The 17,542-nt window shown below is 71.0% G+C and carries 10 protein-coding genes; 3 read left to right on the top strand and 7 right to left on the bottom strand.

Going from position 1 to position 17,542, the window contains the following annotated elements; all coding sequences use genetic code 11:
• Positions 1 to 735: 735 nt before the first annotated feature.
• Genes ACWDEW_RS28185 through ACWDEW_RS28165 form a run of 5 tightly spaced genes read right to left on the bottom strand, consistent with a single transcriptional unit; the run spans position 736 to position 5,009 of the window.
• Positions 736 to 1,932, bottom strand: coding sequence for a PAS domain-containing sensor histidine kinase (locus tag ACWDEW_RS28185; protein WP_450516124.1), 1,197 nt, complete (start codon positions 1,930 to 1,932; stop codon positions 736 to 738).
• 36 nt (positions 1,933 to 1,968) lie between these two features.
• Positions 1,969 to 2,976, bottom strand: a complete 1,008-nt coding sequence (locus ACWDEW_RS28180) for a SpoIIE family protein phosphatase (RefSeq protein WP_450516122.1) — start codon at positions 2,974 to 2,976, stop codon at positions 1,969 to 1,971.
• Between the two features lie 4 nt (positions 2,977 to 2,980).
• Positions 2,981 to 3,409 (bottom strand): anti-sigma regulatory factor, encoded by a 429-nt coding sequence (locus ACWDEW_RS28175; protein WP_450516121.1) that lies wholly within the window; start codon positions 3,407 to 3,409, stop codon positions 2,981 to 2,983.
• Positions 3,406 to 3,792, bottom strand: coding sequence for an STAS domain-containing protein (locus tag ACWDEW_RS28170; RefSeq protein ID WP_450516119.1), 387 nt, complete (start codon positions 3,790 to 3,792; stop codon positions 3,406 to 3,408). The genes ACWDEW_RS28175 and ACWDEW_RS28170 overlap by 4 nt, the downstream gene beginning before the upstream one ends.
• Positions 3,789 to 5,009, bottom strand: a complete 1,221-nt coding sequence (locus ACWDEW_RS28165) for a PAS domain S-box protein (protein ID WP_450516117.1) — start codon at positions 5,007 to 5,009, stop codon at positions 3,789 to 3,791. The genes ACWDEW_RS28170 and ACWDEW_RS28165 overlap by 4 nt, the downstream gene beginning before the upstream one ends.
• A 974-nt stretch (positions 5,010 to 5,983) precedes the next feature.
• Between ACWDEW_RS28165 and adhE the strand changes: the two genes are divergently transcribed.
• Both adhE and ACWDEW_RS28155 read left to right on the top strand, forming a co-directional pair.
• Positions 5,984 to 8,674, top strand: coding sequence for a bifunctional acetaldehyde-CoA/alcohol dehydrogenase (adhE, locus tag ACWDEW_RS28160; protein ID WP_450516115.1), 2,691 nt, complete (start codon positions 5,984 to 5,986; stop codon positions 8,672 to 8,674).
• 636 nt (positions 8,675 to 9,310) lie between these two features.
• Positions 9,311 to 11,620, top strand: a complete 2,310-nt coding sequence (locus ACWDEW_RS28155; protein ID WP_450516113.1) for an MMPL family transporter — start codon at positions 9,311 to 9,313, stop codon at positions 11,618 to 11,620.
• Between the two features lie 656 nt (positions 11,621 to 12,276).
• Here the strand turns inward: ACWDEW_RS28155 and ACWDEW_RS28150 are convergent.
• Positions 12,277 to 12,891 (bottom strand): lamin tail domain-containing protein, encoded by a 615-nt coding sequence (locus ACWDEW_RS28150; RefSeq protein WP_450516111.1) that lies wholly within the window; start codon positions 12,889 to 12,891, stop codon positions 12,277 to 12,279.
• A 696-nt stretch (positions 12,892 to 13,587) separates the two neighbouring features.
• Here ACWDEW_RS28150 and ACWDEW_RS28145 point away from each other — a divergent pair.
• Positions 13,588 to 14,901, top strand: a complete 1,314-nt coding sequence (locus ACWDEW_RS28145) for an acyltransferase family protein (RefSeq protein ID WP_450516109.1) — start codon at positions 13,588 to 13,590, stop codon at positions 14,899 to 14,901.
• A 145-nt stretch (positions 14,902 to 15,046) separates the two neighbouring features.
• Here ACWDEW_RS28145 and ACWDEW_RS28140 read toward each other — a convergent pair whose 3' ends face one another.
• Positions 15,047 to 17,428: an endonuclease/exonuclease/phosphatase family protein gene (locus ACWDEW_RS28140; protein WP_450516254.1), complete on the bottom strand. Its 2,382-nt coding sequence runs from the start codon at positions 17,426 to 17,428 to the stop codon at positions 15,047 to 15,049.
• Positions 17,429 to 17,542 lie beyond the last annotated feature (114 nt).

Genomic DNA, 17,542 nt, shown 5'->3' with positions numbered 1-17,542 from the left:
GTGTGACACCCTTGCCGTTCGGATCCTGAGCCACCGCCCGCCACGGCCTCGGCCGCCGACGGAGGCGGCGCCCGCGCCGGACGCCGATCCGGTGGTGAGGACGCCGATGGTCCGTCCGCCTCCCCCGGTCCGGGACGCGTGGATCCCTGACGGGATCGCGGACCCGCCGGGCAACCGTGTGCCATATGCCCGTGCAACTCATGCCCGCGCCCTGCGCGTTGGAGCTTTTCGGGCGGTTGCAGGCGGCGCGCCTGGCTGCCGCCGCACGGTTGCCCACGCTGTCCGACGCCTGCCCGGCCGCCGGTGATGTCGGGTTCGCCGCCGTGCGAGTAGTGCGCCCACCGAGCGTTTCACCTCGTGGTCTACGAGCCCTTCGGCCCTGAGACGGGGCTGTTCGGCCCTGTCGGCCGGCTTCCGCCGGTGATGGAATGCAGGTGAAGCCAGGGACTGGCAAAAGAAGACGCGGAGGAGCGGTCTCGTACCGCGCACCGCGCAATCGAGGTCCGCGAGAAGCGGGCGCCGGTCCCTGGCTTCGAGCACGAGCGGCAGCCCCGCGCCCCGGCTGAGTGGGATTCTCCCCCGGCGAGCCCCGGCCTGGCCCGGCGAGCCTCGTGGGCTCCTTGCGTCGATCCGGCGCCACAGTTCTCCACCACTCGGCAACTCAATGTGCGTGTGGAACGCGCACGGCTCCTCCTGCCACACCATGCGGTATGCGCGGCGCCGACGCGGGGGCTGTCAGAGGGAGGAGTCCTTGGCGGCGGCAAGGGGGATGCGCCACCGCAGGCGAGTGCCGCCTTCGGGGCGGGCTGCGACCTCGAAGGTGCCGCCGAGTTTCTCCGCGCGGCGGCGCAGGTTGGTCAGGCCGCTGCTGCGGGTGACCGCGGGGTCGATGCCGCGGCCGTTGTCGGTGACTTCAAGGAGCAGTTCGTCTCCGGCCCGGACGGTGACCCGGACGGCGGTGGCGTGGGCGTGGCGGGCGACGTTGGACAGCGCCTCGCGCAGCGCGGCCAGCAGATGGGCGGCGGTCGTGTCGGGCAGCGCGGCGTCGACGGGGCCGTCGAACTCGACCGCGGGGGCGAAGCCGAGCCGGTCCTGTGCGGTGCCGGTCTCGTCCAGGACCTGGGCGCGGAGACTGGCGGCCTTCTGGGCGGGCTGGCCCAGTTCGAAGATGGTGCCGCGCAACTCCCGGATGGTGGCGTCGAGTTCGTCGATCACCTTGTGAATACGGGAGGAGGTGTCGGGGTGGGTGACGCGTGCGGTGACGCTCTGCAGCGCGAGGCCGGCGCCGAAGACCCGCTGGATGACCATGTCGTGCAGGTCGCGGGCGATGCGGTCGCGTTCGGCCATCACCTCACGGTCCGCGCGTGCGGCGGCCAACTCGGCCTGGGCGGCGAGCTGATGGGTGATGTTCCGCGCTGCCGTGGTGAAGCCGATCAGGGCGCCGTCGGTGTCACGCATCGGCGAGACGGTGACGGCCACGTCGACCTCGCTGCCGTCGGCGCACAGCCAGCGGCTCTGGTAGGAGTCCGCGTGTCCCCGGTCACGGATCTGCTCCACCACGGCCCGGTAGGCGGCGAAGGCCGCCTCGGGCACGATCGTGTCGATCGACCTGCCGCGAATGTGCTGCTCGGTGTGGCCGAACAGCCGCTCCGCGCCCGGGTTCCAGGTCTGGACGACCTGCGCGGTGCTCACCGAGATCATCGCGTCGTCGGAGGCGGCCACGATGGCGGCGAGCCGGGCCTCGGCGGCCCGGGTGGCCTCCAACTCGGTGTGCAGGGCGATCAGGCCCCGGTTTGTGTCGTCGAGTTCCTGGCTCAGCTCGTCCACGAGCTGTGCGCGGCGCTCCAGCTCTGCCAGCCGGTCGGCCGCCTCAGCCGTACCGTGCGCCTCACCTGGAGTGTCGGCGGCCCGGGAACCGCGCGTGTCCCCCACGGCTGACCACCCTTCGTCTCCTGACGCGAACCGCGTTCATCGTCCCACCGCCGGAATATGCCGAACTACGAGCACAGTAGCGTCGTCGGTGGGACGTGCATACTCCCGTTCGATTACCGCGGCCACGACCGACGGATGGTGCTCCAGCAGCCGCGGGTGGTCCTCCAGGCTCCACGCCGAGCGGATCCCGTCGGACACCAGGATCAGGGTCGATCCGGGCTGCCACGGGGCGTGTTGAAGACGGACGGTGGGCAGCGGCAGACGGGTACCGATCGTCCCGGGATGGTCCAGCAGATGCTGGGACCGGGTGCCGTTGAAGACCCGGCCGCCGATGTTGCCGACGGCCGCGTAGGCGAGTTCGCCCCGCTCGGCGTCGATCAGGCACGCGCCCAGCACGCCGCCCCGGGTCGCGCGCATCGCCTCGTGCGCCCGCCCCACGAACCGGTTCAGGTCGGTGACCGGCTCCTGCTCGAACGCGCCGACGGCGGCCCGCGACGCGAGGGCCGCGCCGGGGCCGTGCCCGAGCCCGTCGACGAGCAGCGCGGCCAGCGGCCGTCCGGGCACGACCGCCCAGGCATCCCCCGACGCGCCCTCCCCGCCCAGCGGAACGTTGACGCCGCCGAACCGCCACCCGTCGTCCGGACCGGACCGTGCGCTGCCCAGCCGTACGTAGACGACCGCGCCGCGCCGCGTGGAGTACCAGTCGAACTCGGCGGCATTGCGCCGTACGACGTTCAGCCCCGCGTTCAACCCGCCCCCGCGCGCCGACGGCAGCGGCGACGTCACCGTCGTAGCCGCACCCGTCATGCCCGGACCACGGTCGACGGACAGCAGTTCGATCCCGTCCCCGGCTCTGCGGACCAGCACATAGCCGCCGGGATGCGCGTGCCGGAGCAGGTTGGTGCCCAGCTCGGTGGCGACCAGCTCGGCCACGCCCGCGCGCATCCCCGACCGGGCGGCGACCCGGGCGACCGACCGGCGCAGAGCGCCGACGTCCTCCTCGGCCCCGACCACGTGCCGCTGGTGCTCACTCTCGCTCAACACCGCCTCACCGCTGCCACTTCACTATCACCACGGTGGTGCCCGAGGCGGCGTCGGACGTGAGGGTCATCTCGTCCACCAGCCGACGTGCCCCCGGCAGGCCCAGCCCCATGCTGCCGCGTGTGCTGAAGCCGTCGGTCAGTGCCGCGTCGATGTCCTCGATCCCCGGCCCGTCGTCGCTGAAGGTGGCCCGCACCCCTCGGCGGCCGGAGCGGTACACCTGTTCCACGCTGATCCGGCCGCGCCGCCCGGTGGCGTAGTTGAGGATGTTGCGGGCCAGTTCACTGCCCGCCGTGATCAGCTTCGTGGCGTCCACCAGGTTCAGCCCCACCGACTCGGCCTCGGCGCGCAGCGCCTTGCGCACCCGGATCAGGTCGGCCTCGTGGGCGATGGCGAAGACGTCCGGCTCCCGGTTCGTAGCCGCTTCCGTCGTCACAGCCAGCCCGCACCGGTGTCGTTGCGACGCAGCCGCTCCAGCAGCGCCAACCCCTGCTCGGCATTGAGAGCGGTGTCCAAGTGCCCCATCGGCACGCCCAGTTCGACCAGGGTGATGGCCACCGCCGGCTGGATCCCCACCACGGCCGCCTGTGCTCCCAGCAGCCGGACCATCGCCACGATCCTCGCCAGCACCCGGGCGATGAACGTGTCGACCACACTCAGCCGGCTCACGTCGATGAGCATGCCCGAGGCGGAGGTGTCCGCGATCTCCCGGGTGAGCTGCTCCTCGATCGCCATCACCGTGGTGTCGTCCAGATCCCCCTGCAACGCCACCAGCAGCGTGTCACCGATCCGCATGACCGGTACGACGTCCTCGGTCATCGCGACCCCCCGGACCTCAGTGCCTGCGCGGCCGTCTCCGCGGTCCCGGCCCGCTCGGCGAGTACGGCCAGCGCCAACTGGAGTGCGTCCTGCAGGGTGTTGCGGGAGCGCAGCCGCCCCATGTCGATGCCCAGATGCACCATGGACTGGGCGGTCTCGGGCCGTACCCCGCTCATGATGCTCACCGTCCCCATGAGGGCCGCGGCCTGCACGGTCTTGAGCAGATGCTGGGCGACCTGGGTGTCGATGGTCGGCACCCCGCTGATGTCCAGGATGGCCACCTCGGCCTGGGTCCGGGCGATCTTCTCCAGCAGGCCCTCGGTCAGCCGGGTGGCCCGCAGTGTGTCCAGCGTGCCGATGATCGGCAGCGCGAGCACCTTGTCCCACACCTGGATCACCGGTGTGGACAGCTCCAGGATCTCGTCGCGCTGCCGCTGCAGCCGCTGTTCGGTCTCCCGGCGCTCGGTGACGTCCCGGATCGCCGCCGCCACCAGCCGCCCCTCGGCGGTCTCCAGCGGGCTCAGGCTGATCTCGACCGGGAACTCGGTGCCGTCCCTGCGCATCCCGTACAGCTCAAGACCCGCGCCCATCGGCCGCAGCCGGGGATCGGCGAGGAATCCGCTGCGGTGGCCTACATGACGGTCACGGAACCGGGCCGGCACGAGCACCTCGATCTCCCGGCCGACCAACTCGTCGCGCTCGAAGCCGAACAGCGCCTCCGTGCGCCGGTTGACCAGGACGATCCGCGCGTCCTGACCCACGATCAGCATGGCGTCGGGGGCCGACTCCAGCAGACCGTGGAACAGCGACTCGGCCCGCGCGGACTCCGTGACGTCCTTGAGCGTCTTGACGAAACCGTTCACCACCCCGTCCTCGCCGTACACCGGTGTCAGCGTGACCTGCGCCAGGAACCGCTCGCCGTTCCTGCGCACCCGCCAGCCCTGGAAGGTACGCCGGCCGTCCTGCCGGGCCGCGTCCAGTTCCTGCCCGACCAGCCCCGCCTCGCGGTCCTCCGGCGTGTGCAGGACCTCCACCGACCGGCCGACCATCTCGTCCCGCGTGTACCCGGTCATGGCCTGGGCGGTGCCGCTCCAGCGGACCACCTCACCGTCCGGCCCCAGCTTGATGACCGCCTGGTCGGCGATCGCGTCCAGCATCACCTCAAGATCCCGCAGCCCCTCCTGCGGATCCTGACCGGCTCCCGGTGACGTCGTCATGCCCGGCCCCGCCCTTCACATCGCCCATCCCCGAACCGGGCCCTCCTCTGATGGCCCCCTGGCCCCGGCGCGGCCGATGCTATCGCCCCTCCACAGCAATTGATCAGGGCTCCGACGCACCTGGCCGATCACCGCCTCAGCCGCCCGTCACCGTCCGCACCGCCCCGGACCCGGAAGCCTGATCAGCACTGAACCCGCGCTCGGCCGGGAGGGGTTGAGCCAAGACCGGATGCGCCTCGGCGCGGCGGCCCGCGATGCCGGACAGTCCCGTCGCCGGCCGCCGAAGAGGAGCGAGCTCGGAAGCATCCCGCGCTGCGGGTGGGGGCGGCCGGCATGAGAGCGCCGGTCCCTGAAGGAAGCGGCCGACGGACTCAGTTGGCGGCCAGGGGTCTCGCGTCGGTGGATGCCCCTGGCCGACCGGCTGCGGCATCCACCGCGATCAACCGGCGAACCGCGCCCTCGGCGCCGTCTCGGCCCGCTCAAGCGCACAGCGCAGGTAGTTGCGTCCTGTACGGCCGAAACCGTTGATGCCCACGTGCGGGGTCGTGTCCGTCGCCCTCCCGCTGGACGCCCGGTGGTGCCTCGGCTGTGCTGTCACCCTGCGGGCAGGGGAGAACGTTGGGCTCTGGGCTCGGGCCGCCCGGGGGCCGGATGAGGGACGTACGACCCAGTCGGTCCCCCGGCGAGTTTGAGTCGGCTTCCCGGGCACCGTGTTCCACTCGCTTCCCCGCCATCCGCGGGCGCCCGTCCATGAGTCCGTTTCCCCCGCGTCCGGCATCCGGTGGAAGACGGGCCGCCCGGCCCGGCAGGTGCGGGGCCGGTCAGCCCCTCGGCGGGACCAACGGGACCTGGGGCCACGGTCGTTCGCGGGAGAGGCTGCTGGTGGAGGCGGTACCGATCCCTCACGGTGCCGCCTCCGCCCTGCGCCGCCGACCCGTGCGGCTCCACCTCTCGACGCTGGAGGCACACCTCCCATGACCCGCCACGACGACCGCACCGCGACCGCTGTCCCCGCCGAGGCGCCGTCGAGCACCGCCATCGCCGTGGACCGGCTGGTGACGAACGGGCTCAAGGCACTTGCCGACTACGAGAGCCTCGACCAGGAGCAGGTCGACCACATAGTGAAGAAGGCGTCGGTCGCCGCCCTGGACCAGCACACCGCGCTGGCCCGTCTCGCGGTCGAGGAGACCGGGCGGGGGGTCTTCGAGGACAAGGCCGCCAAGAACATGTTCGCCTGCGAGTACGTCACGTACAGCATGGGCACGATGAAGACCGTGGGTGTCATCGCCCGCGACGACATCGACGACATGACCGAGGTGGCCGAGCCGGTCGGCGTGGTGTGTGCGATCACTCCGGTCACCAATCCGACCTCCACCACGATCTTCAAGGCGCTGATGGCGCTGAAGACCCGCAACCCGGTCGTGTTCGCCTTCCACCCCTCCGCCCAGCGCTGCAGCGCGGAGGCGGCCCGTGTGGTGCGTGACGCGGCCGTCGCCGCCGGCGCACCCGAGCACTGCGTCCAGTGGATCGAGACGCCGTCCGTCGAGGCCACCGGCACGCTCATGCGGCACCCGGGCGTCTCCCTGATCCTCGCGACCGGCGGCAACGCCATGGTCAAGGCCGCCTACTCGGCCGGAAAGCCCGCGCTCGGTGTGGGCGCGGGCAATGTTCCCGCCTATGTCCACAAGAGCGCCAAGCTGCGCCGGGCCGTCAACGACCTGGTGCTGTCGAAGTCGTTCGACAACGGCATGATCTGCGCCTCCGAGCAGGCCGTCATCCTCGACGACGAGATCTACGACGCCGCTGTGGCCGAGTTCCGCACGCTGCACGCCCATCTGGCGAGCGCCGAGGAGAAGGCGAAGCTGGAGAGGTTCCTGTTTCCCGCGGACAATGCGGATCGCGGGGCGGGGGCCGGATGCGAACCGAAGGTCAACGCGGCGGCCGTCGGGCAGAGTCCGGCGTGGATCGCCGAGCAGGCCGGCTTCACCGTGCCGGCCGAGACCTCGCTCATCCTGGTCGAGGCCGGCCGGGTCGGCCCCGACGAACCGCTGACCCGCGAGAAGCTCTGCCCCGTCCTCGCCGTGCTGCGCGCCGGCTCCGAGCGGCAGGGCTTCGACCTGGCCGCCGACATGGTCGCCTTCCACGGCCAGGGCCACAGTTCCGTCATCCACACCGAGGACACCGCGCTGGCGGAGGAGTACGGCAAGCGTATGAAGACCGTACGCGTCATCGTGAACGCGCCGTCCTCGCAGGGCGCCATCGGCGGCATCTACAACAGCCTGCTGCCCTCGCTCACCCTGGGCTGCGGCTCCTGGGGCAGCACCTCGGTGTCCAACAACGTCTCGGCCGCCCAGCTGCTCAACGTCAAGCGCGTCTCGACGCGCCGCAACAACCTGCAGTGGTTCAAGGTCCCGCCGAAGATCTACTTCGAGCCGCAGTCCATCCGCTACCTCGCCTCGATGCCGGACGTCCACCGCGTCACCGTCGTCACCGACGCGACCATGACCCGCCTCGGCTTCGTCGACCGGGTCGAGCGCGTGCTGCGGCGCCGCCGGGAGCCGGTGACCATCCAGGTCATCGACAACGTCGAGCCCGAGCCGAGCATCGACTCCGTCCGGCGCGGGGCCCGCCTCATGGGCGACTTCCGGCCCGACACCATCATCGCCCTGGGCGGCGGCTCCCCCATGGACGCGGCCAAGGTGATGTGGCTGCTGTACGAGCAGCAGGCCGAGGGCAAGGACGTCGACTTCGCCGACATGCGGCACAAGTTCTCCGACATCCGCAAGCGCGCCTTCCGCTTCCCCGTCCTCGGCAAACTCGCCCGACTGGTGTGCGTCCCCACCACATCGGGCACCGGCGCCGAGGTCACCCCGTTCGCCGTGATCTCCGACCCGGCGACCGGCAAGAAGTACCCGCTGGCCGACTACGCCCTCACCCCCAGCGTCGCCATCATCGACCCCCTCCTGACCACGGAACTGCCCCCGGCGCTGGCCGCCGACAGCGGCTTCGACGCCCTCACCCACGCCATCGAGGCGTACGTGTCCGTCTACGCCAACGACTTCACCGACGGCCTCGCCCTGCACGCGATCCGGCTGATCTTCGAGAACATCGAGGCCGCGGTCAACGACCGCGCCGGGCGGCCGGACGCGCAGGAGAAGATGCACAACGCCGGCACGATCGCGGGCATGGCGTTCGGCAGCGCCTTCCTCGGCATCGTCCACGCCATGTCCCACACCCTGGGCGCCACCTTCCACCTCGCGCACGGCCGCACCAACGCCGTCCTGCTGCCCCACGTCATCCGCTACAACGGCACCGTCCCCACGAAGCTGACCGGCTGGCCCAAGTACGAGAACTACCGCGCCCCGCAACGCTTCCAGGACATCGCCCGCACCCTCGCACTGCCCGCCGCCACCCCCGCCGAGGGCGTCGAGTCGCTCGCCGGCGCGGTGGAACAACTCCGCGCCGCGGTCGGCATCGAACCGACCTTCAAGGCCCTCGACGTCGACGAGCGCGCCTTCCTGGACGCACTGTCCCAGCAGGCACTGAACGCCTACGAGGACCAGTGCGCACCCGCCAACCCCAGGATGCCCATGCTCGACGACATGCAGCACCTCATGCGGACGGCCTACTACGGCGACGAGGCCGGCCCCCGCTCAGACGTCTGACGACGACCGAGCCGAGACTCGGACCGCGGAGGTGCCGGAGAGCGGGCCGAAGCCGGAGCGGCAGGCTCGGGAAACACCGCGCAGCCGTCACGAGGAACGGGGCCGCGGCGGGCGGCGGTGCCTTCGACAAGGCCGTGCACCGATTCGGGAGAATCACCGTCGCGGGACGCGGCTACGGCAAGCTGCGGTTTCCCCTGCACGAAGTCGGCGCGCTCCTTGGCGTCGACGCGGTCCGTCCCGCCGCAGCGGCCGAACCCACGTGGTCCGGCTCGCCGACACCACCGCCACAGGGCTGACGTAGGTGATCGCCTCCTGTCGACGGCGGCTGAATCCCGGCTCATCCAAGACGGAACCCTGGAAGGACCCGGTTCGCGACACTCCGACGCCGCTGATTCCGGGCGCCCCACGCCTACGGCTGGACCGGGACAGTGATCGTTTCGGGATCACGGCGACCGGCTCACGGTTCGGGCTGTGCGCGGGACGACGACCCCTCACCGCCGACCGGCCCGCCGCCGCGGGACCTTCGGCCCATGGCACGGACGCGTCGGCCGCCGAAGGGTGGCAGCAAGGATGGCGCGTTGCGCGCACAAGGCCCGGGGGGAGCCGCGTTGTGGAGATCTCACAAGGGGTGCTTCGATGACAGGCAGGGAGAATCTCGCCGCACGGCTGGGCGGCTGGAGCGCCCGGCACCGCTCCGTCGCCATCGTGGGCTGGCTGGTCGTAGTGGCGGCGGCGGTGCTGATCGGTAGCGCCGTGGGGCAACAGCACATGACCGATCAGGAGTACGCGGCGGGCGAGTCCGCCCGGGCGTGGCAGGTCCTGGAACAGAAGGGGCTCATTCCTCCCGCGGACGAGATGGTGCTGGTGCACAGCGACACCGACACCGCCGGCGCGGCCGGGTTCCGGGCTACCGTGCGGGAACTCGTGTCCGGAGTCCGGGCCACCGGAGAGGTGACCGATCTGCGCGACCCGTACACGACGGCGGGCCTCGTCTCCAGTGACCGGCACAGCGCCTTGGTGCAGTTCTCCGTGACCGGCAAGGCGAACACCGCGTACAAGCGGGTACAGCCGGTGCTGGACGCGGTGGACAAGGTACGGGCCGCCCACCCGGGCATGCGCGTGGAACAGTTCGGCGAGGCGAGCGCCGGCAAGTGGTTCGACGACACCATCCTCAAGGACTTCCACCGGGCCGAGTTGACAGCCGTTCCGCTGGCGCTGGGCATCCTGCTGGCGGCCTTCGGCGCGCTGCTCGCCGCGGTGCTGCCGGTCGGGCTGGCGATCACCGCCTTTCTCGCCGCCAACGGTCTGCTGGCGCTGATCAGCCACGGCATGCACGTCGACAGCTCGGCCAGCTCGGTGGTGCTGCTGCTGGGCCTGGCCGTCGGTGTCGACTACTGCCTCTTCTATCTGCGCAGGGAGCGCGAAGAGCGAGGGACGGGGCGCGACCCGCAGGCGTCCCTGCGCATCGCCGCGGCGACCTCCGGACGGTCGGTACTGGTGTCCGGCCTGACCGTCGTGGTGGCCATGTCCGGCATGTTCCTGTCCGGGATGCAGCTGTTCGACGGGTTCGCGGTGGGCACCATCCTGGTGGTCCTCATCGCCATGCTGGGTTCGGTGACGGTGCTGCCCGCACTGCTGTCGCTGCTCGGGGACCGGGTGGAATGGGGCCGGGTGCCGGGTCTGGGGCGGCTGCGCCGTCCCGGGAACGGCAGCCGGGTCTGGGGCGCGATCCTGCGGCCGGTGCTGGCCCGCCCGGGCATCTCCGCCGCGGCCTCCGGGGGCGTCCTGCTGCTGCTCGCCGTCCCGGTGCTCGGCATCCACACCGAGAAGCTGAGCCTGGACAAGCAGTTGCCGTCGAACACGGCCCTCATACAGACGTACCGCCACATCAGCGCGGCGTTCCCCGGCGGTGCCAGCCCCGCCAACGTCGTGGTCAAGGCCGATGACGTCCAGGCGCCGCAGGTGCGCCGGGCGCTGACCGCCTTCACCGCCGCCGCACTGGACACCAACCTGGTCAACCAGCCCGTCCAGGTCACCGCACACCCGAAGCAGAACGTCGTCGAGATCAGCGTGCCGCTGGCGGGCAACGGGTCGGACAGCACCTCGCGCCGCGCGGTACAGGTACTGCGCGACGACGTGGTGCCGCAGACCCTGGGAAAGGTGTCCGGGGTGCGGGCGTACGTCACCGGAGACACCGCGTTCTCCATGGACTTCAACGCCCAGTTGCGCCGCAGCATCGTGCCGGTGTTCGTGTTCGTGATGGCCGTCGCCTTCCTGGTGATGCTCCTGTCGTTCCGCTCGCTGACCATCGCCGCCGTCTCGATCCTGCTGAACCTGCTGTCGGTCGCCGCCGCCTTCGGCGTCATGGTCGCGGTCTTCCAGCACGGCTGGGGCGCCAACCTGGTCGGCACGCACGCCGTCGGCGCCATCGAGTCGTGGCTGCCGCTCTTCTCGTTCGTCATCCTCTTCGGACTGTCGATGGACTACCACGTGTTCGTGGTGTCCCGCATACGCGAGGCACACGACGCAGGCACGCCCACCCAGGAAGCCGTGGCACGCGGGATCCGCAGCACGGCGGGCGTGGTGACCAGCGCGGCGATCATCATGGTCGCCGTCTTCGGAGTGCTCGCCACCCTGTCGATGCAGGACTTCAAGCAGATGGGCGTCGGACTCGGCGTGGCCATCCTGCTCGACGCGACCATCGTGCGAGGCGTGCTGCTGCCGTCCGTACTGTCACTGCTCGGCGAGCGCACCTGGTACCTGCCCCGCCGGCTGTCCCTTCCTTCCTGGCACGCCCGACCGGCACCCACTGACACCCCACCGCAGGCCGGGCCCGCGAGCCCACAACCGGACGAAGTCCAAGAACCGGTCCACCCCGCGGCCGATACGCAATCCAGCGCCGACGCTGCGACCGGCCGGCGCCGGGAACGAGATCACCGCCGTTGACCAGAACCCGTGGAGGTGCCCTCGGGGACGCTCGTCGGAGCGACGGCGAAGTCGAGCCGAAGCGGGGCGGCGGACTGGCCGACCTCCGCAGGTCGCTCGGAGTGGGGTACTCGGTCGTCAAGCAGCTCGCCGGCAGCCCCGACCCGGACAGTGCGTATCAGCGGGCGCAGACGTGGTTCAGTGGGGCACTGTCTGACGGTGTGTACCTGCTGCGGGTCACGCTGCGCACGACCTCGGCGTCGAGACCGAGCCCGACTTCGAGCAGACCCGTCTGCGGATGCTCGCCACGCTCGACGGCGCGCGCGACAGCCTCGTACACCTACTCGCCGCAGAGCGGGCCCAGGCTCCCGGAACGGTTGGCGGGCCTCGGTAGGCGCGCCGCGCTGGGGCCCCTGTACGACTCTTCAGCCCTGACCACCAACCCCAACAGGCCGGTCGTTCAACGCATATGGTCCGCCGTCTCCGCTACTTGTCCGCCCGTGGAGCTTGATGTCCTCGTTGACGAAGTTGACGTAGTGACGAGGACCTGAACACACCCACGGCGCCCCGCCCCTGGATGGGACGACGCGCCGTGGGTGTCAGGTCAGGTCACTACCAAGACGTCACTGGCCGGACGCCATGAAGCCGACGGTGATCAGCGATAGAGCCGACGGCTGTCAGCGGTGGCCGCCGCCCCCGTGGCCGCGACCCTCGTGACCGCCGCCCCCGTTGTGGCCCCCGCCACCGTGACCGCCCCCGTTGTGACCGCCTCCGTTGTGGCCGCCGCCCTCGTGGCCGCCTCCGTTGTGGCCCCCGCCCCCGTGACCGCCCCCGTTGCGCCCGCCCCAGGTCTTGTCGTCGACGAGGCGGCGGTGGTCGTTGCGGAGGGTGGCGGTGTCGGAGCGGTTGTCCCAGGCGTAGTCGCGGCGGTCCTGGTAGACGTCCTGGGCGGTGTCGCGGCCCTTTCCGGTGTGGACGCGGACGGTGGCGTGGCCGGCGAGGCGGTAGTGGCGGAAGGTGTAGGTCTGGCCTTCCTTGTTCGACAGCTTCCAGCCGTCGAGGTTGACGCCGCGGCGGTCGTGGTTGGTGATCTCCACCCACTCGTTGTTCAGCGAACGGGCGGAGCGGTCGTCCGGTCCCGGCGAGTCGGCCTGCACGCGGCTGATCTCCACGCTCGGCCGGGCCGCGTGGTCGGCCGCGGTCGCCGGCAGTGCCGCCGCGCCGACGAGTGCGCCGGCAGCCAGCGCGGCTGCGGCCAGACGACGGACGGACACGGAAGGTGAAGAGGTCACGGGTTCCCCCAGCATGGTGCGGGCACATCCCTGGATACGGCAACGACCGGATCCGGGCTGTGCGGTGTGCGGGTGGCGGCCTGTTGGCCGCACACCCACACCTTCTCCACCGCATCGACGGGATATGGGCGATAGGTGAATCGCGTTACGGGTCGGTCGCATTTCCGTGATTGTCACCTGTACCGTCCATTTATGCGCGTGATGCACCAGGTTGACGCCCAGAGTTACTGCGGGCACTGACCCGAGGTCCTTGATCGCCAGGGTGCGCCACCCCAGGTCCGCCGGAGGCATCACCCGAAAGTGGGTAACGGGCGGAGCGCCGATTCCGGTTGCTTGAAGGACTCCCGGGGGCACCGGCCGCTGTCAGGAACCTGTTTGAATCTCTACGAGAGGCGGGGCTGCGAGCGACGTCGAGAGTTCTACGTCGGTCCGGTCATTGGTAGGAGCAAGTCTTCGCCGTTCCCGGTGCCGGGTCGCCGAACACCGCGTTGGAGCAGGCCGTACCGCCCGGCAGCGTCGCGTAGCTGAACGAACTGCCGGCGCAGTACGCCACCGTCATCACGCCGGAGAAGGCGCAAGGCAAGGGCGGGTCAAGAGAAGCGAGGGCCGCGCGTGGTGTCGTGACGGGCACGGATTGGTTGCGGGAGAGCGCACGTCAGCCCCAACTGCCGTGCTCCCCCGGCACCATGGCGTCCCATGGGGGACTTGAGCGGGGACCGGGATCGCTACGTCGACTTCCTGCGGGCGTGGGCGATCGTGCTGGTGGTGTTCGGGCACTGGCTGATCACCGGGTTGGTGCGGGACCCCAACGGGGTGATCAGCGCACCGGAGTTGCTCGCCACTGTGCCCTGGACCCAGTGGCTGACCCTGGGCTTCCAGATCATGCCGTTGTTCTTCCTGGCAGGCGGGCACGCGGCGAGCGGCTCCTGGGAGCGGGCGCGGAGCGAGGGGCGCACGGCGACCGGATGGGTGGGGCAGCGGGCGCTACGGCTGCTGCTGCCCGCCGGCATGTACAGCGGGCTGGTGCTGGTCGCCGTCGCGATCTGCGGGGCGGCCGGAGTGGATCCCGGCACCCTCGCGCTCGTCGGGTGGGCGATGGCCATGCAGTTCTGGTTCCTGCCGGTGTATCTGGTGCTCAGCGCGGCAACTCCGGTGCTGCACACGGCACATCGGCGGTGGGGACTGCGGGTGCCGGTGGTGATGGGGGCGGTTGCCCTGGTCGCCGACACGCTGGTGGTCACCGTGCATGCGCCCGGCGTAGGGCTGCTGAACTACGTGCTCGTGTGGGGCGTCGCCTATCAACTGGGCTTCTGCTGGCGGGACAAGCTCCTAACCGAGCGGTCCGCCCTGCCCGCGTTCATGGCCGCCGGCGGTGCGGTCGCCTTCGCCGCGCTGGTCGCCCTCGGGCCGTTCCCGGTGAGCCTGATCCTGGTGACCGGGCAGAGTCCCAGCAACACCAATCCCCCGTCGCCGGCCATGCTGGCGTGGGCAGTTGGGCAGGTCGGGCTGGCGCTGCTGCTCGCGCCGGTGCTGCGGAGGCTGTTGGATCGCGCACAACTCTGGCGGCTGGTAGGGCCGTTGGGCGGTGCGAGCATGACGCTCTACCTGTGGCACATGCTGCCGGTGCTGATCGTCGCCGCGGTCTTCTATCTCACCGGACTCGCGCCCGAGCCGGCTTACGGGTCCGGGAGTTGGTGGGCGCTTCGGGTGCCTTGGCTGGCCGTGCTCGGGGTCGTGCTGGTGGGGGTCGTAGGGGCGCTGGGGCCGTTGGAACGTGCGCTCGCAGTCGCCTACGAGCGGACGCGGCCGGGGGACGAACCGCGTCGGCCTTGGGCGTTGTGGCTCGGGGTGGCCGCGAGTGTGGGGGCGTTGATCTGGTTCGCGGGGCACGGGTTCGCGTACGACGGGCGGTTTCCGGTGCTGCCGTCGGTGGGGCTGGCGGTGGGGGTGGGGCTGGTCATGGTGACGGGGCGGAATGTGGCGGACCGGGGTGTGCGCGTCAGCGTCTGAGTGGCTTGTGTCGTCTTGCGAGTGCGGGCGCGTTGTGGCTGGTCGCGCAGTTCCCCGCGCCCCTTGGGGGTTGCCCTGGCCGGCATCGAGAGGCTGACGGGGCGGGGCGGCATACGCCGCCCCGCCCCGTCGGATGCCAACCGTGCTAGTGCCTGCCGCACTTCGACACGTCGATCCGCACGATCTGCGGATCGTGGTCGCTCGCCTGGTCCGCGAACTCCGCGTTGAGGTGCACGACGTCGTAGTTGAAGGACGTCACCGCGGGGCTGGTCAGGATGTGGTCCAGGGTCTGGGAGTTGCCGTCGTAGACGTACGTGTAGCGCTCGGCGGCGGGGAGGGTGGTGATCAGGGGCGTGAGGACCTTGTCGGCCGTCAGCGTGGTCACCGTCTGGGAGAACTCGTAGTCGTTCAGGTCGCCGAGGACGATCGCCTTGGCGTTCTTGTCCGCCGCGAGCAGGGACTTGACGAAGGTGTTGACCTCCGCCGCCTGGGCCGCGCGCTGGGTCTCCGAGCTGCGGGCCGGGGGCTGGTAGCGGCCGTGGATCGGCTGGTCGCCGCCCTTGGAGATGAAGTGGTTGGCGACCACGAAGACCTGCTCGCCCTGGAAGGTGAACTCGCCGACCAGGGGCTTGCGGCTGTCCTCCCAGGCCGCGTTGGTCGGGTCGATCCGGCCCGGGGAGTAGGTGAGTTCGACGCCGTGACGGGTCTTCACCACGCTCGTGGCCGTGGTCGCGTCGCCGCCCGGGTGGTCGGTGAAGGAGACCCGCTTGGGGTTGAAGAGGAAGACCTGGCGGATGTTGCCGCCGGGCTCGCCGCCGTCCGCGTCGTTGGTCGGGGAGATGTAGCGCCACTTGTAGACCGGGCCGCCGGCCGCGCGGACCGCGTCCGTGAAGCGCTTGAGGGTGGCCTCGGCCGTCACGGTGCCGTCGTTGGTCGCGCCGTTGTCGTCCTGGATCTCCTCCAGGGCCACGATGTCGGGGGAGTTGAGGTTGACCGCGACGCCCTCGGCGAGCCGGTCGAACTTCTCCTGGGTGTCGAGCGCGTCCAGGTTCTCCACGTTGTACGTGGCGACCGCCAGTTCGTCCTTCTTCTGCTTGCGCGTCACTTCCTGCTTCAGGCCGTTGTCGACGAGGGTGCCGAGCTGGGTGGCCTGGACGTTGTAGCCGCCGTAGGTGGAGTAGTCGAGGGGACCGGTGGTCGTGCCTGACAGTTCGTCACCGACGTTGGCGGCGGGGAAGGTTGAGGTGGTGTCGAGCGACATGACCTCGATACGGCCGGTGTTGGGCTGGTCGTAGGAGGAGTACAGGGTGCCGCCGCGGGCGGTGGCGTTCTCGTCGGGCTTGACCGTGACCCACAGCTCGCCGTAGGCGTCGCTCGCGCCGACCACGCGCGCGTCGGCGAAGGTGACCCGCATGCCCTCCAGGGACTCGAAGAAGTCCTGGGCGTAGACGGCGGGTTGGAGCGGGAGGGACTCGATGCTGCCGCCGGACGCGGTCGGGATGTAGGCGTCGGGGACCGAGGTGGCGTCGAGGGTCACGGCGTCCGGGAGGGCGTTGCCGCTGGAGAGGACCGTGGTGGTCGGGCCGGTGATCTCGGTGTTGGACTGGCTGGTGCTGCTCGGGTAGTACTCGCTGACCTTGCCGGTGACCAGGACCGAGTCGCCGACCGCGACGGTGGGCTTGGTGGAGCCGGTGTAGACGAAGACGGCCTCGCTGGTGCGCGGGTCGGTGTCGGGGGTCGGGTCCTGGATCCAGTAGCCGAGGGAGCCGCTGGAGCGGACCCCGGTGACGATGCCCGGGACCCTGGTGACCGTCTGGCCGGAGTACGGCGAGAGGCGGGTCGTGCCCTGGATGTCGTGGACGCGGACGGTGCCGGGGTCGGTCGGCGAGCCGCCGTCGCCACCGCCGCCGTCGCCCGAACCGGGCGTCTGGCCCGCCGAGTTGACCGGGGAGGGGGTGCCCGCGGTGAAGTCGGCCGCGTTGTCGTCGGTGTCGGCGAGCGAGGCGGCGCGCGCGACGGACGCGGTGTTGGAGGCGCCGGTGGCCGGGCCGCTGCCCTCGCGGACGACCGCGGTGCCGTAGCCCGTGAGGTCGACGATGCTCGGGTCGGCCGCGCAGTCCGCGGCGGTCTTGCAGGTCAGTGCGGTGGTGCCGGAGACCAGGGCGATCGTGCCGGAGGTGGCGCTCATGGCGATCGAGCCGGTGGCGTCCGTGGTCGGCAGCGCGGTCGTGCCGCCGCTGCCGGTGCCCTCGCCGACCAGGTAGCGGGCGCCGGGGGCGATCGCGCCGGTGAGGGCGGTGACCTGCCAAGTGGAGCCGGAGGAAGGCGTACCGGGCAGGTACTGCACGCTGTAGCCCGACAGGTCGTAGGCGGTGGAGCCGGCGTTGCCGAGTTCAACGAAGTCCCGGGTCAGGGTGGCTCCCGAGTTGCCTCCGCCGCCGTACACCTCGGCGATCACCGCCGAGGCCGACGGAGCGGCGTGTGCGGCGGGCAGGGCGGTGAAGGCGAAGGCTCCCGCCGCGCCCACCGAGACGATCGAGCAGGCGGTGCGGCGGGCGCGGGATCTGCGCCCTTCAGGTCTGGACACGCTGGCGGTCTCCTCGTGCTTCGTGTAGCTGCCGATACCGGTGCCTGTGGGGAG

The sequence above is a fragment of the Streptomyces sp. NPDC001100 genome, from assembly GCF_053598575.1.
The sequence above is the reverse complement of the archived record's forward strand: the minus strand, read 5'-3'. Positions and strand labels throughout refer to the sequence as shown.